Raw genomic sequence first — 23,285 nt, 5'->3', positions numbered from 1 at the left:
CAATGCGGCGGTATAGCCAAGTGGAAAGGCAAAAGTCTGCAAAACTTTCATCCTCGGTTCAAATCCGAGTGCCGCCTTTTATTTTTTTGAATAAGAAAGGAGATAGAGATGATTAAAGAAATTTTTGTATACACTAATCCAAATTGCTTTTTCTGTAATGTACAAAAAAAATGGATGCAAGAAAACAACATGGATTTCACTGAGAAAAATGTATTAGAAGAAGAGTATAAAGAGGAGTTTATAAAAAAAAATATCCAAGGTACTCCTTATACTGAAGTTATTTATACTAATAATTTCACTGAGACCATATTAGGTTTTGATAAGAGTAAATTAGAAAAATTCCTTCAACAAGTTAAGGAAATACAAAATAATACTGATATTAAAAGTGGGGTCTTGAAATATAATAAATTAAAATCTGATTTAATTAATATTGTAAAGCAGATTGATGATTGTGAAAAAACAGAAATTCCTTTCTATCAAGATCTAGCTATTTGTTACTCAAAAGAAATAAAGCGACTAAGTAAATCTATTGAGGATATATACGATTTAAAGATATGTCATTCTGATAATAATTAAATATTTTTTGGCACAAAAACAATTTATCACTTGACCCTGTTTGGATAAGTGATAAATTGTTTTTTATTAAGTTATAAGATAAGACACTATCATTTTGAAAAATTAAATCGTCGATAAAAATATGTTTCAAAAGTAATAGCCTGTATTTGTTTATTTTTAATATCGGAACTTAATAAAGAAAATTTTAATCTAGAATAATTTTAAAAATTAAAAAGCATAAATGCAAGTTAAAATATATTCTTAAACTGAAATGTTGTAGAAATTTAGCTGTGAAATTTATTTTTCACCTTTCTTTTCCTCTTTATAACAAAAGAGAGGTGGAAAAATGAACATACATCTAATTCCTAATATTGTAAACGATTCTGTTCGGGTGGCTGAGGAATTACCAATAGGAATTCAAACTATGAATATCCCTGTACTTTGGGAAAAATCTAATAAAGGAAAAGGAAATGTTATTGCAATTATTGATTCTGGATGTGAGGTAACGCATCCGGAATTGAAAGATAATATTATAGGGGGGGTTAATTTTACAAGGGATGATGATGGGGATCCTGATATATATACTGATTATACTGGACATGGTACTCATGTGGCTGGTATTATAGCTGCTCAGAATAATAGTAGAATTATAGGAATTGCTCCCGAAAGTAAATTACTTATCTTGAAGGTTATTGATCATTCTGATAATGGTGAGTACAAAAGTCTTATTCAAGCTATTCAATATGCCGTTTCATGGAGAGGAATAAATGGTGAAAAGGTTAATATAATTAACCTATCAATTGGGGGAACAATAGATGATCCAGGTTTATCAGAAGTAATTGATAAATCAATACAATCTGATATTATTCTAATAGCTGCTTCAGGAAATTATGGAGATGATATAGCTGAAACGGATGAAATACTGTATCCCGCATATTATAACAAAGTCATAGAAATTGGATCTATTAATCAGGCATATCAAGTTTCAAGATTTTCAAATAGTAATAATAGAATAGATTTTGTGGCTCCAGGAGAAAAAATATTGTCAACATATCTAGGAGGGACATATGCAGAGTTGTCAGGAACGTCAATGGCGGCTCCACACGTTACAGGGTTGGTTTCTCTTTTAATAAATCATCTTAATTTAAATAATTCTTCATACAAGTATGAGAAAATATATGCTTATTTATTGAATAGCTGTGAAGATTTAAATTTATCTAAAAAGCTACAAGGTAATGGATTAATCAGAATTAAGGACGTATCTTCCGATTTTTCTGAATAACCAAAAACTGCAAGTGAGTAATACAGCTATTTAATTTTGATATGAAAATATAAGGGCCTTAATACATTCTATGGTATTAAGGCCCTTTAAAATTGTTTAATTTTTATTATAGATTTAAAATATAGTTTGATAGATAAGGCTTTTTAAACCCAAAATCCATGGCGAAGATTTTCTCCGTGGATTTTGTTATTTTGCAGATTTTCCACTCAAACGAGCAGTTTTTATAGCTTGGTTGGGAGAGTTTGGACAAGAGCTATCAGCAAATCCTTATAATCAGAATACGTGTAAAAAAGTAAATTTCTCTCAAGTAGACAGTGCTTAAAAAGAGCAACTATGCAACCTAAGTTCTATATTTATATAAAATCAGGTTATTTAATTCCTTTTAAAATCTTTGATGATTATAAACAGTATATATTTGAAAACTGCAATATTAACCTCATCGATTTTACCTAAAGAATATAAATGGGAAAAATCTGCCTTAAAGTTACTGAATAAGTTTTCTATACAATCATTATCCTAAAAGTAGCCCTTTCGAGAAATACTTGCCTTCATCTAATATTGTTAAGTATTTGATTATATTAACTAGATGTATGCTAATGATTCTTGATCAATATATAAGGGAATTCCATTCAAGTTTCGTTTTTTTTTTTTTGTTTTTAAGTGTGTCTAAAATAAGCCTTAAGCATTTTCTATGACTGGTTTCATAGGAAACAATTTTATTAAATTACAAATGCTTAATAGTTGATAAGTACCATATTACATATGCCTCTTTTTTCCTGATTACAGCCTCGAAAAATTGTTTCACCCAATGACCTACAACCGAGGGATAAACACCTAATTTTCCCGCAATGAATTTATAGCTTATGTCTTCTTTTAAGTATAAATCTACAGTTTTATTTTTAAAATTCTACATCGTAAGTGACTCTAATTTTATATATAGAAAAATCCCCTTATAGTAAACAGGTTAATCTGCCTTCCTTCTCCTGTTTACTATAAGGGGACCATACCATATAAATGAGGCGCTATATGTTTATGTTCAATTAAAATGTCTTTTATTATTAATCTTGCAAGTATTCTATTTTAAGTTTTTTTAGAGCCCTTTTATGGATAGCAGATATATTTTGAGGTGAATCATTATAATATTCAGACACCTCTATGTTCGACAATCCTTTTACATAGATAAGTTCCAGTATATGTTGTTGTTTTGGGGTTAATTTTAAAAAAGCTTTGTATAGAGATTCATCTTCTATGTGACTCTTTAATCCTGATGAACTAGAAATCATTAGTTCCAATATGCTTTTTTCTTCCGCCATAATATATTTATCTGATTTTTCAATGAATTTTCCATCTGAATCATCCTCTCCGCTACCGTTTAAGGTAAGTAAGAAGCGTGAATGAATTTTTCTTCTTCTTTTGTCATAGTCAATTGAGTAAAAGTGAATAAGATTATCTAAGTATTTTCCTAATTTTGATTTCTTATAAAATATTTTAAATGATTTATCTAATTCCTCGATATGGTGTTTTGATTCAGGATGCTGTAGATAGTCTAAGAAGACTTTATAGTTATTTGAGTCTTTTAGAAACTTTTGGATTATTGGTTGTTTAAAAGCTTCTTGATACTTTTGGGTAAAGTGACACAAGTCTACTTGCTTAAACATATTTATCCCTCTCTTCTGTTAAGACCATTAAATTATAGATATTTTAGAAATTAATAATTCCACATATTAACAATAACATTTTTCCAAATATATACATAATAAATCTTTTATATATAAAGAGAATTAATATTTAGAATTATCAACTTATCTAAAAAAAATAATTCTTATTTAGATAAGGTTAAATTAAGTCCCTTACACTATTTTTTAATTAAATATAGAATATTATTTAGTTTTTTAATCTGAAAATTGATTTTTAAGTATCAAATCTCTCTTTATATGTTGTAACCTGCAGGGAGCAATTCAAAAAGAGGAGGAATTACAAATGAGTCAAGAAGCAAATCATAATATTTTTAAGTCAGAAAGAATTGACAAAGGACACCAAATTGTTCAGACATTGCTTTCTTTAAAAGAAGTTAAAGAATTTATGGAACAGAATGTTTTGGATTTCAGCTCTATTGATCTGAATAAAAATGAAACACAAGATGGAAAATCAATTTCTATTCCTGTGAAATCAGAAAATGAAGAAATTTCACAATTTATCCTTGCTTTTGAAAAAGAAGATGGTGTGCTCAAAGTAAAGGTCTTAACTTTAAACACAGAAGATGGTTTAAAAGTTAGTTTTAATGATTTAAATACTTCAAACAAAACAACAGGGATCTACGATGAGAATTTTAATTTAATTAAGGTAGAAAAAAATGGAGAACTACAATCTCAAGATATTGTTAAATGTATTTATAATTACTTTATGGCGTTACCTGGTTGGTTACAAGGATTTTGTGGTGGTGCTTGTTCTACCTGCCTCGGTGGTTTAGCTCCAGCGTGTGCAGCGTGTGCGGGTTGCATTGGTGGAAATGCTTGGGCATGTTTCTAAAATTATAAAGGGGGAAAATATGATGACAAATCAAAATGTAGCAGTTGTGACTGCTAGAATTGAGAAAACAAGTTATCTAATTGAGAAATTAAAACAGGTAAAAGAGATGAAAGAACTTGGAGATAAATATCAATTGAACTACGACGAAACTACAATTAATATGTACCCTGGAACAAATGGCTTCGCAGTAGTGATACCTGTAGAACAAGCAGATGCTTTACTTCAAAAGTTTGTGGTTGCATATTATGATGAAGATCATATGGTTAAAAATGTTAAAGTAATGTCTTTAGAATATAAAGATGGAGAATCTACGTTTTCATTTGCTACATCTGATGAGACACATAAAGTATCATGGAATATTGAAAATGGTGAATTAAAACCAGTAGTAAATTTAAGTGAGAAGCTACAGGGACAAGGTATCACTGACGTATTAGACTGTATTAGTAAGGGGTGGGATAGAGCACCGCTTGCAGTCAAAATTGCTTGTGGTACAGCTTGTGGTGGATTCTTTACAGGAGTTGGAGCCGCAGCTTGTCTTGGCTGTTTAGCAGGGTTCGGTATCACTTGTTAATAATAGGTAATTATTACTTTTAAATTAAGCCCTAAATTATGTTTTGAATTGAACATAATTTGGGGCTTTTTTTATATAATCAATATATTTAGAATAACAGAGATTTATTGTTAGGTTTATTGATTGGAATAAATAATTATGTTTGAATTTGAGATGGTTTCACGATTTAATCCTTTACATCGAAGGGAAATAGTTACAAAAAAACAACCTGAGTTCTTTATTTATATAGGACCAGGTTGTTTTTTATTTTTGAATATTGTCTATTTAATATGGAAACCCTTACTAATTGGAAGGGTTTCTAGGTTTTCTGAGAAAATTAGAAATAATACAAAGAATTATCCCTAAAATAATAACACCAGCAGCTAATAATTTGTTTGTATGTTCAAACAAATTAATTCCATTAATAATATTGAGCATCATAAGTCCCCAAAACACTAAAATTGACCCTATACCATACAATACCTTTCTTATTCGAGAACGATTCTTCATAATTCCTCCCCCTATCTATTTGTGTATTTCAAGTTTATCATAAAAAAACAGGTAATATTTAATTTTACAATTTTTTCAAATTACTTACTTAGTATGAATTATTTTTTTGATATTAAAATTTCTTGTTTGGGAACAACAGGGTTGCTAGTTTTACTATTGTAGATTGATAAAAACATTTTACTGGTCAATTAAGCACCAAGTATGTCAATTACAATATTAAGAAAATAGTTACGATGGCTTCTTAATAGATTTGCTTTTCATTAAACAAGGACAGCCAGCTGTATATTCGAGAATTATTCTATAAAATCTTTTATGAAAAAGGGATTCGGATGATTTTGTCGAATTTCTTTAAAAATAATACCTTTACATTCATCTCAATTATAATTGGACCACTTCAAACCTAAGTAGAGGAATTCAAGGGGAAATTGAGATGATAAGAAGAAATGTTTTGTTTTGATTAACAGAAACTGTATGTTAAGTCTAGCGATAAACTCCTTGAAAATCAAAAGTGCAATGAAAAAATTGTTCTAATCCCAACCCTTATTGTTAATTTTTAAAGTTACTTGACGTTTACGAAAGAAAGGAGTAGTTATGGAAACCAATACAGGATTAAACGATGATCTCACCAAAAAACCATCTATATTCAGTATAATCACTTCACCTACACTACAATTTCAAAGAATGCGCATCCACAAACCAATTATTGTACCGCTAATCATTATTTTGCTTTTAACAATTATTACGAGCGCTCTTATCTCATACGTCACACTAAATAATCCTACAATAAAACAAATAAATGGTAGTTCTGATTTTCAACCCGTTACACATATTATGTTCTTAACTACTTTCAGTTTTACTACGATTAGTGGAATTATATCCGTATTTTGCGCTCCCGTTTTCTACAAAAATATCATGATATTTTTTGGAGTAGATACAACATATAAAGAATTACTTTGTGTTACGCTCTATGCTGTGTTCATTATGAAACTCGGTATGTTGTTAAATGGAACAATCGCTGTTTTTCTTGGGGATTATCAGATTTCCTATACAGGATTAGCTCCCTTATTAACCGATTATCCTATCTTGCATGCAATGGCGCAAAGAGTAGATATATTTGCAATTTGGTACTACATTGTTTTAGGAATTGGATTATATGTTTTAACTGGATTACATAAAAAGAAAATTTTGATTCTTGTGATCGTGTTATTTTTCATCACAACTGCTTTAATGAGCATCGGTGGGATTATGCAAGAGATAACACAGATGGGTTCTGGTGTAAAAGCTCCATGATATTTGTAATGAATCTATAACTCTTAGACATAGGGTATTACTATCTTTATATGGGTGCGTGATTGGTATAGGAAGGAAAATTCGAAAGTATATATAAGGTATAATGTATATGAAATGAAAAATTTTAGCTAGCAAACGATAAATAAATACTTTATTATTGATCCTGCAATATTTAAAATCTTCTATTCTAATACAATAAGAAAAGCAAAAAGAACTTGTAGGAATCCCTACAAGTTCTTTTTTAGATAATGTAAAAAATTTAACACAAACTATCTCATAATTTGAATCGGAGCAAACACTATAACCACGGGTTGATTTTATTATACACTGAATCTTAAAATATGTGTCTTTTATATTTGAAAATTTTGTGAATTTAGAAAAGGGTAATAAATAGCCATCTTGAACACCTAAAAAATCTCAATTGAATAATTTGAACAAAACACTTTAAATTAATATCTATATCATAATAAATTATAAAAAATATAGATATAGGTAAATAGAGAAGAATGGTGCATTCTTACAGAATAACATGTAATCAAATTTAAGATTAATTAGCTATAAGAAAATGAATTTCATATTATAACTAACTATAATTCTTGAATATATGTAAATGAGGTTTTCTTATCTTTTTTATTTATGTGATGAAGAAATTAGGGATAGAAAAATTAAACAAACATTTGTTAAAATATTTTAGCTATGAAACAATGTTTGAGATATGGATGAGTTATAGGGTTAATGGTCCGCTTTGTTAAATTATGATTTTACTATATAAATTTTATATAACAAAGAAAAAAGTACCTACTTACATAGGTACTTTATCGTATTTGTTTAATAGATGCTTTGGGTGAATTTGTTTACTTAAGTTTATAGGCATGTATGGTTACCCATGTTAAGAAACTTTGCAACAGAACCGATAAATGTCAATTCACAATTTCAAAGTGTACATTCCCAAAATTCCCACCTGGTAATGAATATTTAAAATGACCATCAGATGGAACAGCCATCAACCAATATTTTTCTGCACTGTTACGGCTAACATAAGACGTACGGTACCATGAATTGGAGGATGTCCACAAAACAATTTGTGCTTGTGTTGCACCAACTGATGCTAGGTTTGGAGTAATCTTAATCCGTTTACCCGTAGCATTTTTTAAAAATACATCATAGACAATTCCATAGTTTCCTAATAACTTTGAGTTTCCAATTACATTTGTACCTGTTTCGAATTCACCTGGATTGGCTGTGTATGCTGAAAGGTGAAAATTTGATACTGTCTTAGCATCTACAGTCAGCGTACGAGTATCAGAATTAAAGAACCCAGATGTCATGTCATTTTTTGTAGATGTTGCTTTTGGTAGTTTAAATAGCTCGTTTAAATTATATTTATTATCGGATACAAAGAAATTCCTTGCACTTAGCCCTCCTGATTGAGGGATAAATTTTACTTTTCCATTTACTATATATTGTGTTGGTGTAGCGATTGCAAGGATTACAACGGTTCCATTGGCAGGAATAGAAATTGTTTGATCATTGCTACTGTTCCCAAAATCGCGAAGTAAAGAAGATGCTGTATCTACTGTATATTTACCTGCTAAGATTGCTTTGTTTTGGACTCTCACATTTGCTGTGTAATTATTGTTATTTTTAATCGCTATCCCAACTCGTAAAGAAGCTCCAGTATAGTTGTGATGATAGAATTCAGAAACATAAGATGTGTTGTTTTGTAATGGTTGGTCTACTGTATATTTACCATACGGAGCTGTACTTACCATGTTCCCTTCAATGGATTCTGGATTATTTGAATAAATATATTTGCTTCCGCCTGATGTCATATTCACTAAATATGAAGCGTCAGCTGGTGTTGTAAAACCAATGAAACATATAACACTGAGTAAACCGACAAGCATTTGTTTTAATCTCATATTCTTTCATCCTCTCAATATTTCTTACCCTCTTTGAAAGCGCTATCGAATTAATGATATAAAAAAATTACAAAATTTTCTATATTAGTAGTGTTTTTTCAATACGAATCAGAAAATTCAATTTTATAAATTTGAATTCTAAATATAAATATCAGTACTTTCGCTTTGATACAAAGGTTGGTTGGAATGAAGCACTTTAACGTACAATTTTCTTTTTGTGATATGGTAACCCCATTGTTATTAAGCTAACAAAGACGGTTTACCCCAAAACGAAATTTTGTGTTAATTTGTGAAAGAAAAGCTCATTTTTTCGTTTTGGGGTATTTTCTCTCTAAACTTGATGGCCAGATTAGAACCACATGCCTTCAAGTTTAGGTTTTTAATTAGCTCTATAACGAAAGTTTTATACATCGTTGACTACTGATAATGAAGAATATGTAAGTTGAAAGGTAACAAAATAAATGAACACAATGAAGGAAAAAGGAAGATAAACTAATAACCTCTTGTCCATTATAAAAAAATTTTAATTATTAACTCGCCAATTAATTTAAATGTATCTTTGTTAATCCCAAAACTCACTTGCAATTTACCAACTCTGAATTTTATTTTCATGTGCCCCACTCTCCTTTTTGATTTGATAAATCATTTTAGTTAATCGGACACGTAAATATAATTCTTAAGCTGTTAGAGTGTTTTTTATGTAAAAGTAGCGATTGTCAATAACGGTGTTTTGAATGTATACTTTTTCGGTTATTTGTTCGAAATACGAAGAAATGGTATAAACACAGTGATTTTAATAAAATGAAAGTAAAAAAGAGCCCGCTGGAGTTCAGGCCCTTTCAGAAGTGATGATGTTTTCTCGGCTTCGGAAAGTGAGAAAATACAAAAATATAATACATCCAAATTTAGAGAATTTCAATATTTAAATTGAGGTTGAAAACTTAAATTTTTAAAAAATAAATTTTATAATCCAAAAATGCGGATTTTCATAAAAAGATTAAATTTTCAGATAAATAGTTTACATTTTCTCACATTTCATAATATAATTAAGTCGGTAATTATACCAAATATTAGTAGAGGGGGGGATTTATAATGGCGATTAAAATTAGCGTAAAGAAACTAGATAAGCAACCAGAAGTAACTCCATCTTGTGCACCTGTAGGCATGTGTGGTTAATTATTAATCAACTACAGCGGACAGTTATAAATTATGACTGTCCGTTGTTTTATCTAAGGAGGAAAATATGAGCCAAACAGTATATCATGATGAAATAACATCTCAATATAAACCAAGATTAAGACATTGTACTTTTGTTGAAAGAAATAATTCAGATTCACTTTTAATGATTGTAGGAACTGAATACTACGAATTAGGTCAAGAAATTGGTGACAGACAAAAATTTTATGAGATAAAAAGATATTTCGATGGTAGGCATACTATAAGTGAGATAAGTAACATCACTGATGTTCCAGAAGAAGATATTACAAGTATCGTTAGTACGTTTGTTGAAAATGATTTAATGAGGAAAGAAGAAAAAGTTGATTTTATTTCAGCACAAAAGTTTATAGATCAAATTAAAGAAAGTAGTCAAATGTGGAAAAAGCAAATTGGCTATCATCAACTATTCTCAAGAATGTATTATAAAGATGTTCCTAAAGAGGTTTTTGTAGGCTATATTCTTGAAAATTATCATTATGTTAAATCTGCATCTAAACATATTTCAACTGCTATTAACCATTGTAACGATCCAAAATACTTAGATATACTAAATGAATATTTTGTAGAAGAATATGATCATACGAAGTTAATTTTACAAGCATTAGAAAACCTAGGCTTTAGTAAAGAGGAAGTAGAAAATTCTCACCCAATTATTGGAACAATGTCATTAATAAATATGATGTCTGATATTGCTAGACAAGATACATTAGCATATTTAACTTGTACTTCCTTATTCGAAGCAAGAAAAGAAGAATACGAAAGTTCCAAGGCATCTCTAGAGAAAATTTGTGAGAATTATGGATATACTTTTGAAGATATAGACCCTTTCATTGAACACCTACGTGGTGATGTTGAAGCTGATCATAACAGCTTATTGGAAGAAGCTCTTGAACCACATGAACTTATTCCTGCGAATAGAGCGCACTTTATTGTCAACTGCATGCATGACCTAAAACACTCGTATGACCAATACCATGATCAAATAATTCAATACTATTCTGATCCTCAAAACTATATACCTAGATTAAAGGTAGATTATTTTTCTTTATAATCCTTTTGCTCCCCATGAAATAAATATAATATTGGGGAGCTTTAAAATTTGTAAAGGGGAAATACTTAGTGTTTTATAAAAAAAATATACTTAATAGCCAAATATGGAAATCAAAGGAATTTAATATTTTATGGTTATCACAATCTTTAAATGTTTTAGGAAATAGAATATTTTTATTAGGATTACCTTTGTTTGTATTTGAAATTACTGGTTCAGGTGCACAAATGTCTTTCACATTTGCTATCAGTATGCTACCTCATTTGATATTTGGAATAATAGGAGGAGGTTTAGCAGATTTTTGGGATAGAAAAAAATGCTTAATTGTAGGAAATTTTTTAGCGGCTATCCCTTTAATAACTATATTTATCTTGCATAATAGACAAGCATTAGAAATATGGCATATATATATATTAGTTTTTGTGCTTTCTTGTATTGAGGGAGTAAATTTATCTATATTTGAAGCATCAATTCCTTCAATTGTAAAAAAGGAGTTATTAATAGATGCTAATTCTTTAGTAGAAGTAACAAATTCGATTTTAACTATATTGGGACCAGCATTTGCAGGGATTTTAATAGCATATTTTTCTGCTTCATCTACTATTTTATTCACTGCTTTTTCATGTTTAGCAGCAGGTATTATAGCCTTATTTATAAAAATTTCAAAAGAGTATATCGAAAAAGATAATAATAAAATCAAGAATGCTATCAATAATTTTATGGAAGGAATTTTATTTATCCCTAAACATCCCGAGTTAAGATGGGGCATAATACTAAGTACGAGCACTAATATAACTATGGGAGCCTATACAGTATTACTAATTTTTTTTATGACTAATAATTTAAAAATTGAGGCAAACTTAATAGGAATAGTTTTTTCACTTTCTAGTATTGCCACTCTCCTTTCATCTGTTTACCTTGCTTCTATATTCAGTAAGTTTAAAAAAGGTTCTGTCATGGTAATAAGTCTAGGCATGATGGGTATCGGAATAATAGGATTAGGTTTATCAATAAACATTTATACGCTAATACTAGCTCAATTTATTTATATGGGATGTATGTCTCTTTATACCATTAATTGGAGATCGTTAAGGCAAATTATTACACCCAATAATATGATGGGAAGAGTCTCTGGAGTATGTAGAGGAATTGCATATTTAGGCTCAAGTTTAGGGGGCTTCCTAAGTGGAGTATTACTGACAAAATATAACCCATCAGTAATTTTTATTATTCAAGGATTACTTATTATAATATTTGCAATCTTCGCGTATCGGAGTCCTTTGTATAGAAGTACAGAGGTTCTGAAAGAAACAAATATCAGTTCATAATACTCCACTTAGGGATTATTTTAAAAAATTCAGGGAATGCCCTTTTTGGGCATTTTTTGCTTTCTTATAAACAATCCATGCTGCTGCCAAATCTTGAAATGGCATGCCTACTGCATGGTATATTGTATAATTATATTTTTCTATGGGATGTTTGAGAGGCTTTTTTAAGATAAAACCTAATTCTGCATCTATACAATTAGGATTAATCCCTAAGCTACCTATAACCCCAACGGATAATGCTAATTTTTTGCTATCACATACGAAAAATGATTTTTTAATAACCTCTGCAGACACTTCCACTTTCCCCTTTTCATCACTTCCCAGTGTTGTAATATGAGCTCCATGTTGCAAAAGTTCTGGTTGTATAAACGGCTTTGTTGACCAAGTAGCAGTTATTATTATCTCTGCTTTATGTAAAGCTTCATCTACACTTTTAGCAATTACTATAGGTATATTAAGATCATTGAAAATACCAACAAATCTTTCGGATTTTTCAATATCTAAATCGTATACAGTAACTTTACTAATCTTTCTAAACTTAAGTAATGATTTTAATTGGACCTCTCCTTGTATACCTGCTCCTATAATAGTAACTTTACTATAATCAGGATTAGCAACAATATGAGTGCCTAAGGCACCTGATATTCCTGTTCTAATAGCAGTTATATAAGTAGAATCCATTATCGCTAAAATATCACCTGTATTTATATCATTTAATTGAATAACTCCTTTTATTGAAGGTGAATGGTTAGGGTTCTTAGCATGAATTTTTATTGTATATGCAGGAATACCATCCAAAATTCCTGGGAATAAAACTACAACACTATTCATTTCACTATTTAAAGTTGATTGGTATTTTTCAATTGAATTATTTGTGGAATTTTGAATTAAATTAGCTAAAAATCCTTTTTTTATGTAGTAAAGTAATTCCTTTTCATCCATCATTTCTTCTACTTCAGTTTTTGATAAAATTAGAGTTGATTTCATTATAGTTACCGCCTTTATGAATATGAATTAGTAGTTAACTTACATTGAGAACACTTGCCATACAATAACAAATCATGTTGTTCCACTGAAACACCACTTATACTAGAAGCAACTCTCTCCAGATAACTTAAAGAAGGATAGTAGAAATCAATAATTTTATCACATTCAGTACATATTACATGATAATGATTATCAAGATTAATATCATACCTAAAACCAATTTTACTAATTAATTTATGACTTAATAAAAGACTTAAGTTTGAATACACAGCAGATACACTAAATGATGGTATTTCATCCTTCAGGTTATTTAAGATTTCTTCGGGTGTCGGATGATCTAATTTTTTAATTGCTTCATAGATTTTAATTCTTTGAAGAGTTACTGTAAGACCACTTAACTTAAATCGCTCTTTCACATCCATTTTATCCCTTCTTTTAAATAATTTAGTCTAAATCCAAATTTTTTTTACAATTATCTATATTGAAAATACCATAAAATGAAAATCGCAACAATGTTATTTGTAAATTATTGATTTTCTGATTTATTTCAAAAGATAAAGTTTGTAAAGGTATACCTTTATAAACGGTCAAAGAACATCTATGAAACATTGAAATATCAAGTTTATAAAGGTGATGTAAACATGTTTATAAACGTTTATTTTAATGAATACCTTTATAAACGAAAATCTTATAATTAAGGTAACAAATGTAAGGAGGATACCAAACGTGGCGAATATTTATGGATATATACGAGTAAGTACAAAAGATCAAAATGAACAACGTCAATTACATAAGATGATGGAACGTGGGGTGGAGGCTCGGCGCATTTTTGTCGATAAAGCAAGTGGACGACATTTTGATCGTCCTCAATATCAATTATTACGAAAAATATTGAGTACAGGTGATATTGTTTACATAGATGCTTTAGATCGTATGGGCCGCAATTATGATGAGGTAATTTCAGAATGGAAGTACATAACAAGAGAATTACAAGCTGATATTGTTGTTTTAGAAAATGAAACACTGTTTGATAGTCGAAAGTTTCGTGAGATGGGGGATATGGGCCGTTTAATGGAAGACCAATTTTTATCTTTGCTTTCCTATGTTGCGGATCAAGAGCGTAAAAAAATTCGCCAGCGACAAGCGGAGGGGATTGCTGTAGCCAAATCTCAAGGAAAACACTTAGGACGTCCTCGGGTAAACCTTTCGACGCTAAGCAAACAACAAATATATATAATAGAAGAAACTTATTCAAAATGGAAGAGTGGAGAAGTAACAGCTGTTATGTTTATGGAAATGTTAGAGCTACGGAAAAACACGTTTTATAAAATAATGAGGGAATATGAAGAAGCAAAGTAGCATCTCTGCTATAAGAAATGCTACTTTACCACTAGTTGCAAAAACTTAAAAACTTTTACAAATAATCTCTAAACCCTGGACTATTTCTCTATAAAGGTGTGTAATCGGTATGGAAAAACAAAATTTATTCAAGTGAAAGCATTATTAAAATCTTTATAAACGACTCTTTATAACACCGGCCATAAAGTTTAAGATAATATTCGCTGCAACATGTGGTGTATAATTTTGTTGATGATCATACCAAGGGCTTACTTCATTAATATCTATTCCAACCACTTTAGATTTTAATGCAATTTCATAAATACTATCAATTACCTCATATGGATATAATCCATTTGGATTAGGAACACTACATCCAGATATAAAAGCTTGATCCATAGAATCGACATCTACAGATAAATATACCCCCTCTGTAGATTTTGTCACATGATTTATAGCTTCTTCTATAACCTTTTCTCTTCCCATTCTTCTCAAATCATATAACGTCCAAATTTTAGCTCCTCTACTTTCTAATTCTTCCATATAATAATTAGAATAAATAGGCGCTCCAATCCCTATAATTGCGACATTATTATAATCAATTTTATCTTGCAAAGTTTTTAACCAATGACCTGAGTGCTCTTTACCTTTTAACGGATCTCTAAAATCAAAATGTGTATCGAAAATAATAACACCAAATGAATCATTACCTAATCTATTATACATCCCTCTAATAATTGGATCAGCAATAGAGTGGTCACCCCCTAAGAAAATTGGAATATGCCCCTGTTCAATATTGGATACAGCTTCTTCCATGTTTTTATAAGATTGCTGCAAATCATGTACAATATCTACGGATCCTAGATTATAAAAAACGCTTTTATCTAGAGAGACTCGTTTATCAGCACAATAAAGACTATAGCTGTTTAAAACATCTAAAATGCTTTGTGGACCAAATCTAGTACCTGGACGATGACTAACTGCATAGTCAAATGGGAAGCTTAGGAATGAGAATTTTGTCATTTCATTATTTTTTGATAGATTGTCAAGTGACTCCCAATTATCTGCTATCCATTTCACAGAAGAATCGTTAACTACTTTTAGTTTATGAATATCCATAATACCACTTCTCCCTTAAAAAATTCGATTTCTATCTTCTATTCAAAAGTAATACATCGGCTTGTTTTGCAGCATTTTTAGCATATTGTAAGGCCATTTCTGGAGTCTTTGCTTCTGTAACTAACCTAGCAACAAAATCTCCATTAGAAAGTGGTGGATAATTAACCTTATCACCAATTTTCGCCATAACCTTTAAATCGGAGACCCCTGGCAATTTTTTTAGTGATTCTAAATTCGAAATCCCTCCAAACTCTCCAGTTTCTGGTATACTTATGCCGAAAATAGCTGCTCCTTTATTTGAATTAACTTTCCAGGTCAATGAATTACCCAAGGCAGTTTCTACTACCATTTCACATGGATTAGAATCAAGGGCTAACTGAATCATATGACTTCCTGCCATATCTCCCATTAGTCTTGGATTTATTTCTATAATCTTCACTTGTCCATTTTGAATGCGACACTCTGTATGAATTACCCCACAATCTATATTTAACATCTTAAGTGCCAATGCCACCTCCTTGTACAACAAGTTCGTATAAGCATTGTTTACAGGAAAATAGGCTCCTGCTTCTACAAAATACCCTCTCTCAGTCCCCATTAATGCTTTACCAGTTACACCAATAAGTTGAATACTTTCTCCTTTAAATTGAATGGTTTCCACGCTAAATTCATCACCATCAATATACCCTTCTAATAGTACTCCGCTTGCTAATGATTGTCCTGATGTATTAAGCCCCCAGCTTTCAGCTATTTTCATGTATTCTATCAATTCATCTTCAGAATTAATCTTTACTACATTCCAACTATCATTTGCATCTTGTGGTTTGGCGATAAATGGGTATCCATTTATTCTTGCAAAATTAACAGCTTCTTCAATTGAATATGCCAATTGAAATGGAGGATTCAGATATGGACAATGCTTTTTAATATTAAGTCTCATTTTATATTTATTACGAACATCCTTTGCTGCTTGATAAGAAATACTAGGTAAACCTAAATCTTCAGCTACAAAAGAGGCTTGTGGCACATAATAATCGTGCGTAGTAGTTACACCATTTATTGTATATGTATTATTTAATTTACGAACTGCTTTTAATAGGTGATCTAGATTATTTGTATCACACTCTAAATAATTAACATCATTCGGTAAAGTGGTATTATACTTTTTTATATCCTTACAAACTACAGTAATTCGGTATCCTCTTTCAATAGCATAGTCTATTGCTTTCTCTCCTGCCCCGCTCATACTAACCTCAATAAACACAATATGCTTATTCACGAAAATCCTCCTTATTTAATAACAACAAATAGATTGCTATTTCTCTAATTACAAATATACTACCTATTGTAATTTCATTTACATTAGGTAGTATATTTTATATTTTAGTTGCTCAATACTTTATCTGGATTTTCTCTTCTATATAATCCTTTTAACACTACTTCATCTGGTGTATTATTTTCCTCCCAACTATTGTAGTCTTCCATTTTTCGATCAAATCCTTTTAGATTAGTCTCATCCCATACTCTTTCTCGAACTGCACAGTATCCTTCTTGCTCTTCAGCTCTTACATGAGTTGCAAATTTTGAATTCCAAATTTCTTTTAAATTATTTATTCGAATATGTCCTAAAAATCTGCCTAAGCCATTACAGTCATACACTTCTCCATAAAGATTTACAAACATCCCAACATTAACTTGACGACATTTGTAACCTCCTGCCATTGGCAAAGAAGGATTATAAGTAATTCCAAATTCTTTTTCATCAATTTCTTTTAAACGATTAATAAAGCTATTCGCTCGTTCTTTTTCAAATAGTTTTGATTTTTTATCTGCAATTCCTTCTGGAATTAATGTAGTAATATAGTTATGAACATTATTTCGACGACACCATCTAAAAATTCTTTCAATATCTTCAAAGTCCTCATTCCTAGGTGTGACAACTAAATCAATTGCTAACCTTGTTGGAATTGATTTGGTGAAACCTTTCACAACTAGTTTTTCAAGAATTTTCTCTAGATACGCACCGTATCCTTTTACCTTAACAATGTCATCGTTAATTTCCTGACTTGTAGAATTGTACTTTAAAAATATAGTTGCCCCTAAATTATATAAACGATCTATTGATTCATCATCTAAATGCCACCCACTTGTAAAAATAACTGGTGTCATTTCATTTTTATGAATAAACTCAATTACTTCCCAAAAACCCTCATCAATCATCGGTTCCCCAGAACCAGGGAATTCTACAGTACGTGCTCCCAATTCTTTTGCTTGTAAAATTAAACTTTTTCTATCTTCCGTAGTTAACGGCTGACGCTCACCTTTATTAAAACGATCGGGAGTACGATCACAATAATAACAATGTAGTTTACATTCACTTGTAAAGTCCATATCCAATAATAACATTCTATTATCCGCTTTAGCTGCCTCTACTTCTTCTTTTGAAAAATCAGTTCCTTTAGCCCACAATACTTCAATTTTTTGCTTTGCTTGTTCTAAATGTTCTTTACTAGTTAAAACCTCAGGTAACATTTAATTTCCTCCTCTTAATATTTAAAATATTGGAAATCCCCTTTTTCTCCCTTATTATACCAAAATACTCCATTTTTCCAATATAATTATTCAACAATTTTAATTATTTTAAATATATTTTCACAAAATATTCATTTTTTAAATTTTACCAAAAAAATGAATATTATTGTAAAATATACTTATAGAATATGTATGAAGGAAGGTTGTTTTATTGAATATACCTAAAATACATCCATTAGGAGTTAATATCATTATAGGAACATTGTTTGCTAGGTTAGCAACTACTATGAGTATGCCTTTTTTAGCTATTTTGTTAACAACTCAAAAAGGGATAAGCCCATCGGTTACAGGATTAATTATCGGCATCAGTGCATTAGTAAGCATCTTTACAGGTATTATAGGTGGTAACTTGTCTGATAAATACGGAAGAAAGTCCGTTATGATGGGATCAATTTGCCTTTGGATTCTTGTTTTTTTAGGTTTTTCTATTGCTGATAGTTCAATATCCTTTTTTATACTTAGCGCATTAAATGGCGCTTGTGGTTCTTTTTTTGAGCCTTCTTCACGCGCGCTACTTTCTGAAACAACAGACTCAAAGGATAAACTACTAGTTTTTAATTTAAGATATACAGCCATTAATATAGGAGTTGTTTTAGGTCCGTTATTCGGATTATTATTGGGAAGTTCTCAATCAACTTTCCCATTTATATTTACAGCACTTATATACACTGGTTACATGCTGTCTTTAGTAATAACATTTAAAAAATATCCCTTACCTGCTGTAAAGGATATTTCAAAAAACAATATTACTATGAGGAATTCAATATTAATTCTAAAAAATGATTTCATTTTTTTAATAGCATTAATTGGGTTTATTTTTGGGCTTATGGGATATTCCCAATTTACTTCAACATTCCCTCAGTATTTCTCTCATAGTACTCTTTTTGATAACGGGGTAAAATTATATACGTACATTATTGTGCTAAATGCGCTAACAGTATTATCTTTACAATATACTATAATTAAAATTGGGAAAAAGTATTCCCCTCTTATTTCTATTTTATTCGGAGTAATCTTAATAGGGGTTAGTCTTATCGGAATAGGTTTTTCTAAAAGTATTTTTTTAGTATTTACCTGTATTTTTATATTTACAATTGGTGAAGTTTTAATCTTTTCTATGATTGATATATTTATTGATTTTATTGCCCCAGATCAACTAAAAGGTACGTACTTTGGAGCAATAAGTTTTATGAATCTAGGACAAGTATTAGGTCCTTGGCTAGGTGGAATATTACTTGGATACTTTGGATATGTAAAGGGGAATATAGTTTTTGGAATTCTAGGTCTTATATGTATTTTAGGTTTTCCATTCCTATTAGTTGCTAAAAAGAAATTAGATTCTAAAGAAAATATAAAATACCTAAATAATCGAAAACGCACCTCTTCATAAGGGTGCGTTTTCGATTATTACAAATACAAATTTAATTACGGGGATAACTAACTTGTATAAGCAATTAAAAAGGCATAAAAGGATTTTATATCCTAATCATTATTATACATTGAAATTACCACTAGAAAATAGCTAATTTTGAATATTTTGTTAAATTTTTGAGATGTATTACCAACACCAGAATTACTAGCATTATAAAACTTATTATTACCAATATACATACCAACGTGAGTAATACCATAGAAAGATGCATGATATCACTGGTTTTAATGAGTTTAACATTTTGTGTATTTTGTAAAACTCATTTATTAAATAAAAAAATCCCTTCACGATTTGTGAAGGGGTCAGTATACATTGAAAGGGTACTTTCATTTTAATATGTAAAAGAAAAAACTCGTATTGATAAAATTAAACTTTTTGTTTTTGCCGCTTTTAATTCACTATAAAGAAACTATAAGGATTAAATTCATCCTCTATAGAATTTATGTGTTTCTCATTAGACATGTATATTTGATAAATCATATCTTTTATGCAATATTGCATAAAAAATACCTGTTACTCCTGCTATAATTTTGAGAGTAAACTGTTGCATCCAACATTTTATAATCTTCTATATTCATTAATATAGAGACCCTAATTGCAGGAAAAAGGAAAGAATATTGGTGGTTCTTCCCTTTTTCCTTATTATTTTAACTGTCTAATGATTCATTCTATAGTCTAAAATATTTTTATTAATGAAACCTGTTAAATTACAAAATTTTAGTTAGCAAATGAGAAATAAACACTTCATTATTATTTCTGCTATATTTAAAGGGCTTTTTTCTAATACAATAAGAAAAACAAAAAGAACTTATAGAAATCACTACAAGTTCTTTTTGCTTTAAAGCGAATACACGGGACACATAAATTATCTCATTATTCATAACGGGGAAACCATATTGATTAAGGCTTGATTCCATTATATAACAAATATTAAAATCCTGAGTTTTAATGTTTGAAAATTATATGAATTAATAAATAAAGGTCCACCCTTCCTCTAAAAATTTATTGCTACAAGTTATTCTTAATCCTTTTTCTTCATGAGAAGTAATTAATTTTTAAAATCTTTCTAATATTTCTAACCACTATTTGTAATTCAATCCACATTTTGTTGATACCATTACAGTTACAGATATATTAAAATTCATTTGAAACATTGCTTTTGGGAAGACAATTGCTATCATAGCGCAATTTATTTTCTACAATCTGATTGGGTTTAAGCCCAAATTGCGGTTTTATTCTGCAGTCCTTAACAAATTGTTAAGGACCTTTTTTTATTTGTCCTTTAGTGCGAAAAAATAAAATTTTTTTAATGGGAATCGTTAAAATTATTAGCTTGATAGTGATGTAAAAAATCTTGATTTTGATTTACCCCCTATAATAAAAAAATTACGAATTGTTGACTCTTAATCAGGAAGACTATGTAATTATATAGGTAACAAAATTAGAGGATATAACGAAGGAAAAAAGAGAGTAAACTAATACCCTCTTGTCCATTATAAAAACATTTTGATTATTAACTCGCTAATTACTTTGCATGTATCTTTGTTGATCATGAAATCAACTTTCAATTTACCAATGCTGAATTTTATTTTCATGTGTCCCACTCTCCTTTTTGATTTGATAAATCATTTTAGTTAATCGGACACGGAAATATAATTCTTAAGTTGTTCGAGTGTTTTTTATGTAAGAGTAGAGATAGTTTATAACAATCACAATAACAGTATTTTAAATGTATACTTTTTAGTTTATTTATTGGAAATACGAAGAGACATTATAAACACAATGATTGAAATAAAATGAAAGTAAACTTTTTGATAAAAGTTTACATTGGAATTTTCAATCATTTTATAACTAATTTTGTAATAAATTTCTCAATATAGATATACTTGTTAATTATGGTTATAATATTCAAAGTTTACAAAAAATAAATTATAATAACAATATGATAGTTATCCTTTTGTTTACTCCTTGTGCTAAAGATAAGATTGTGTTCCCGATCTTATCTTTTTTCTTTGTAGATTTTTGATACAAAAAAAGAATCCTTATAATAAGGATTCTGCAACAGGAAAGAACAAACATATAATAATAAAAAGAATTACTTATATTATAGTTTATATAGTAATAATATAATATTGAGAAATTTTTACATAAGCCCAGTATGTATTACATAGTAAGTGAGGTACCGCCACATGCCCATCAAGCTAAGATTTTGAGACATCTCCATTACGAGAAATTTACTTTTTTACAGTTATTTATGAGAATTTGACTCATTTTTTTGGTTTTGGAGCACAATCAATTTTTTAAGTTGATGACAATGGGGTAATTCTAAATTCTAAAGTTGATGGGCATGTATGGTGACCCCTATTTGTTTAAAGACTGTCAAGTAGCTTGCAAAACAAGTTACTTGATGCTACAATTTAAAAGTAAGCTAACTTGTATAGCAACATACTGAAAGGAGATGAATTGATGCATAGCCAAATGCTAAAGGGTGTATTAGAAGGCTGTATTTTATATATCATCTCACAAGACGAGGTATATGGGTATGAACTAAGCGCAAAGTTAAATCAATATGGTTTTACATTTGTAAGCGAAGGCAGTATTTATCCACTTTTATTACGCATGCAGAAAGAAAAACTCATTGAGGGAACTTTAAAAGCTTCTAATTTAGGACCTAAGCGTAAATATTATCACTTAACAAAGAAGGGGTTAGATCAATTAGAGTTATTTAAGGAAAGTTGGGATATGGTATCGACAACTGTAAATCAGTTATTAAAGGGGAGAAAAGAAATTGAAACCTGAGGAAATGATCAAAGTTAACAATGAAAAAAGAAAACTGCTAACAAAAGAAAATGAATTGGCTTATGGGAACATCTTGGTGTATATACGTTGTTCCAATGTTCCGGAACAACAATCGGAAGAACTATTATTAGAGATTTTAGATCATCTTCTAGAGTCTCAAAAAGAAGGTAAAACGGCTTACGATATTTTTGGAGATGATTTACAAGCATATTGTGACGAATTAATTACTGCGTTACCTAAGCAAACAATGTTTGAAAAATTTGCATCTATAGGCTTTATTGTAAGTCTATTATTGGCTTTTCAATTTGGAATAGATACTATATCCGCAATGATAATTTCAGTTTCACCCAAAAAACATGCACTTCAAGGTGTATCATTTGATATATTAGGTACTTTATTATCTGTCACAATCCTTACTGGGGGCATTTATATTATTTTTCATATATTAAAAGGTTTTTCTTTTGATGTAAAAATGAATTGGAAAAGCCGGATTTCATTTGGATTAGCAGTTTCTATCCCATTTGGCTCTGCAATACTCATATATATTTTCTTTAAAAAACATCCATTTCTTTCATATAACATAAGTTTATGGCAAGGCGCCCTGACGGCTGTCTTCTTCTATATTTTATATAAATTTTTATTTAAAACATCTAGACTCTAATAGGGGTTCAGCCGCATGCCCATCAACTTAAGAAATTTTACTACCCCCAATTGTCAAAAAACGTTATTCTTTCTACAAAACTAACTAGAAAGGATGACGTTTTTTATGAATCTTTCGATTCAAGA

General features: G+C 29.8%; 19 protein-coding genes and 1 tRNA gene. 12 read left to right on the top strand and 8 right to left on the bottom strand.

The annotated features are described in order from the left end of the window. Positions 1-6: 6 nt before the first annotated feature. The 3 genes from ACTFR3_RS28875 to ACTFR3_RS28865 all read left to right on the top strand — a co-directional run bounded on the left by ACTFR3_RS28875 (position 7) and on the right by ACTFR3_RS28865 (position 1,837). Positions 7-77: transfer RNA gene (locus ACTFR3_RS28875), tRNA-Cys, on the top strand. Positions 78-108: 31 nt separating this feature from the next. Beyond that, entirely contained in the window at positions 109-576 is a 468-nt protein-coding gene (locus ACTFR3_RS28870) for a glutaredoxin family protein (RefSeq protein ID WP_061668043.1), read from the top strand. A 325-nt stretch (positions 577-901) separates the two neighbouring features. Then, the gene (locus ACTFR3_RS28865) at positions 902-1,837 is read left to right on the top strand and encodes a S8 family peptidase (protein WP_440045099.1); all 936 of its coding nucleotides are present in this window, start codon (positions 902-904) and stop codon (positions 1,835-1,837) included. 1,058 nt (positions 1,838-2,895) lie between these two features. Here ACTFR3_RS28865 and ACTFR3_RS28860 read toward each other — a convergent pair. Beyond that, positions 2,896-3,495 (bottom strand): sigma-70 family RNA polymerase sigma factor, encoded by a 600-nt coding sequence (locus ACTFR3_RS28860; protein WP_061668041.1) that lies wholly within the window; start codon positions 3,493-3,495, stop codon positions 2,896-2,898. Between the two features lie 322 nt (positions 3,496-3,817). Between ACTFR3_RS28860 and ACTFR3_RS28855 the strand changes: the two genes are divergently transcribed. Together ACTFR3_RS28855 and ACTFR3_RS28850 are read left to right on the top strand one after the other, a co-directional pair. Beyond that, positions 3,818-4,366: a hypothetical protein gene (locus ACTFR3_RS28855; RefSeq protein WP_440045098.1), complete on the top strand. Its 549-nt coding sequence runs from the start codon at positions 3,818-3,820 to the stop codon at positions 4,364-4,366. Positions 4,367-4,388: 22 nt separating this feature from the next. Further along, entirely contained in the window at positions 4,389-4,937 is a 549-nt protein-coding gene (locus ACTFR3_RS28850) for a hypothetical protein (protein WP_440045097.1), read from the top strand. Between the two features lie 282 nt (positions 4,938-5,219). Here ACTFR3_RS28850 and ACTFR3_RS28845 read toward each other — a convergent pair whose 3' ends face one another. Beyond that, positions 5,220-5,426 carry a hypothetical protein gene (locus tag ACTFR3_RS28845; protein ID WP_440045096.1) on the bottom strand — a complete coding sequence of 69 codons (207 nt, stop codon included), beginning with the start codon at positions 5,424-5,426 and terminating at the stop codon, positions 5,220-5,222. Positions 5,427-6,017: 591 nt separating this feature from the next. Here ACTFR3_RS28845 and ACTFR3_RS28840 point away from each other — a divergent pair. Beyond that, on the top strand, positions 6,018-6,716 hold the full coding sequence (locus ACTFR3_RS28840; protein WP_440045095.1) for a YIP1 family protein: 699 nt from the start codon (positions 6,018-6,020) through the stop codon (positions 6,714-6,716). A gap of 920 nt (positions 6,717-7,636) precedes the next feature. On the opposite strand, the gene ACTFR3_RS28835 is transcribed toward ACTFR3_RS28840, so the two are convergent. Continuing rightward, positions 7,637-8,638, bottom strand: coding sequence for a hypothetical protein (locus ACTFR3_RS28835; protein ID WP_440045094.1), 1,002 nt, complete (start codon positions 8,636-8,638; stop codon positions 7,637-7,639). Positions 8,639-9,881: 1,243 nt separating this feature from the next. On the opposite strand from ACTFR3_RS28835, the gene ACTFR3_RS28830 reads away from it, so the two are divergent. Then, entirely contained in the window at positions 9,882-10,907 is a 1,026-nt protein-coding gene (locus ACTFR3_RS28830) for an iron-containing redox enzyme family protein (protein WP_174103703.1), read from the top strand. A 68-nt stretch (positions 10,908-10,975) separates the two neighbouring features. After that, positions 10,976-12,232: an MFS transporter gene (locus tag ACTFR3_RS28825; RefSeq protein WP_440014585.1), complete on the top strand. Its 1,257-nt coding sequence runs from the start codon at positions 10,976-10,978 to the stop codon at positions 12,230-12,232. A gap of 15 nt (positions 12,233-12,247) precedes the next feature. On the opposite strand, the gene ACTFR3_RS28820 is transcribed toward ACTFR3_RS28825, so the two are convergent. Together ACTFR3_RS28820 and ACTFR3_RS28815 are read right to left on the bottom strand one after the other, a co-directional pair. Further along, a complete protein-coding gene (locus ACTFR3_RS28820; protein WP_098885542.1) occupies positions 12,248-13,219 on the bottom strand; it encodes an ornithine cyclodeaminase family protein in 972 nt (323 codons plus the stop codon). A 14-nt stretch (positions 13,220-13,233) separates the two neighbouring features. Beyond that, positions 13,234-13,641, bottom strand: a complete 408-nt coding sequence (locus ACTFR3_RS28815) for a Fur family transcriptional regulator (protein WP_440014583.1) — start codon at positions 13,639-13,641, stop codon at positions 13,234-13,236. Positions 13,642-13,945: 304 nt separating this feature from the next. On the opposite strand from ACTFR3_RS28815, the gene ACTFR3_RS28810 reads away from it, so the two are divergent. Further along, positions 13,946-14,578, top strand: coding sequence for a recombinase family protein (locus tag ACTFR3_RS28810; RefSeq protein ID WP_440045093.1), 633 nt, complete (start codon positions 13,946-13,948; stop codon positions 14,576-14,578). A gap of 153 nt (positions 14,579-14,731) precedes the next feature. Here ACTFR3_RS28810 and ACTFR3_RS28805 read toward each other — a convergent pair whose 3' ends face one another. From ACTFR3_RS28805 to ACTFR3_RS28795, 3 genes are all read right to left on the bottom strand, one after another. Continuing rightward, complete coding sequence (locus ACTFR3_RS28805) at positions 14,732-15,676, bottom strand: agmatinase family protein (RefSeq protein WP_121868713.1); 945 nt, start codon at positions 15,674-15,676, stop codon at positions 14,732-14,734. Positions 15,677-15,707: 31 nt separating this feature from the next. Then, on the bottom strand, positions 15,708-16,955 hold the full coding sequence (locus tag ACTFR3_RS28800) for an ATP-grasp domain-containing protein (protein WP_325842780.1): 1,248 nt from the start codon (positions 16,953-16,955) through the stop codon (positions 15,708-15,710). 104 nt (positions 16,956-17,059) lie between these two features. Continuing rightward, on the bottom strand, positions 17,060-18,208 hold the full coding sequence (locus tag ACTFR3_RS28795; protein WP_098877601.1) for a radical SAM/SPASM domain-containing protein: 1,149 nt from the start codon (positions 18,206-18,208) through the stop codon (positions 17,060-17,062). A gap of 211 nt (positions 18,209-18,419) precedes the next feature. Between ACTFR3_RS28795 and ACTFR3_RS28790 the strand changes: the two genes are divergently transcribed. From ACTFR3_RS28790 to ACTFR3_RS28780, 3 genes are all read left to right on the top strand, one after another. Continuing rightward, entirely contained in the window at positions 18,420-19,658 is a 1,239-nt protein-coding gene (locus tag ACTFR3_RS28790) for an MDR family MFS transporter (RefSeq protein WP_440045092.1), read from the top strand. A 2,508-nt stretch (positions 19,659-22,166) separates the two neighbouring features. Then, the gene (locus ACTFR3_RS28785) at positions 22,167-22,499 is read left to right on the top strand and encodes a PadR family transcriptional regulator (protein WP_000556074.1); all 333 of its coding nucleotides are present in this window, start codon (positions 22,167-22,169) and stop codon (positions 22,497-22,499) included. Beyond that, positions 22,489-23,160 carry a DUF1129 family protein gene (locus ACTFR3_RS28780; protein WP_080609102.1) on the top strand — a complete coding sequence of 224 codons (672 nt, stop codon included), beginning with the start codon at positions 22,489-22,491 and terminating at the stop codon, positions 23,158-23,160. The genes ACTFR3_RS28785 and ACTFR3_RS28780 overlap by 11 nt, the downstream gene beginning before the upstream one ends. The last annotated feature ends 125 nt before the right edge of the window (positions 23,161-23,285 follow it).

This window comes from Bacillus cereus group sp. MYBK14-1 (assembly GCF_051916885.1).
In the GTDB taxonomy this organism is placed as follows: domain Bacteria; phylum Bacillota; class Bacilli; order Bacillales; family Bacillaceae_G; genus Bacillus_A; species Bacillus_A cereus.
The sequence above is the reverse complement of the archived record's forward strand: the minus strand, read 5'-3'. Positions and strand labels throughout refer to the sequence as shown.

Coding starts and splice junctions, on each gene's coding strand:
- ACTFR3_RS28870 (WP_061668043.1), top strand. CDS start 109: ATGATTAAAGAAATTTTTGTATACACTAATCCAAATTGCTTTTTCTGT.
- ACTFR3_RS28865 (WP_440045099.1), top strand. CDS start 902: ATGAACATACATCTAATTCCTAATATTGTAAACGATTCTGTTCGGGTG.
- ACTFR3_RS28860 (WP_061668041.1), bottom strand. CDS start 3,495: ATGTTTAAGCAAGTAGACTTGTGTCACTTTACCCAAAAGTATCAAGAA.
- ACTFR3_RS28855 (WP_440045098.1), top strand. CDS start 3,818: ATGAGTCAAGAAGCAAATCATAATATTTTTAAGTCAGAAAGAATTGAC.
- ACTFR3_RS28850 (WP_440045097.1), top strand. CDS start 4,389: ATGACAAATCAAAATGTAGCAGTTGTGACTGCTAGAATTGAGAAAACA.
- ACTFR3_RS28845 (WP_440045096.1), bottom strand. CDS start 5,426: ATGAAGAATCGTTCTCGAATAAGAAAGGTATTGTATGGTATAGGGTCA.
- ACTFR3_RS28840 (WP_440045095.1), top strand. CDS start 6,018: ATGGAAACCAATACAGGATTAAACGATGATCTCACCAAAAAACCATCT.
- ACTFR3_RS28835 (WP_440045094.1), bottom strand. CDS start 8,638: ATGAGATTAAAACAAATGCTTGTCGGTTTACTCAGTGTTATATGTTTC.
- ACTFR3_RS28830 (WP_174103703.1), top strand. CDS start 9,882: ATGAGCCAAACAGTATATCATGATGAAATAACATCTCAATATAAACCA.
- ACTFR3_RS28820 (WP_098885542.1), bottom strand. CDS start 13,219: ATGAAATCAACTCTAATTTTATCAAAAACTGAAGTAGAAGAAATGATG.
- ACTFR3_RS28815 (WP_440014583.1), bottom strand. CDS start 13,641: ATGGATGTGAAAGAGCGATTTAAGTTAAGTGGTCTTACAGTAACTCTT.
- ACTFR3_RS28805 (WP_121868713.1), bottom strand. CDS start 15,676: ATGGATATTCATAAACTAAAAGTAGTTAACGATTCTTCTGTGAAATGG.
- ACTFR3_RS28795 (WP_098877601.1), bottom strand. CDS start 18,208: ATGTTACCTGAGGTTTTAACTAGTAAAGAACATTTAGAACAAGCAAAG.
- ACTFR3_RS28785 (WP_000556074.1), top strand. CDS start 22,167: ATGCATAGCCAAATGCTAAAGGGTGTATTAGAAGGCTGTATTTTATAT.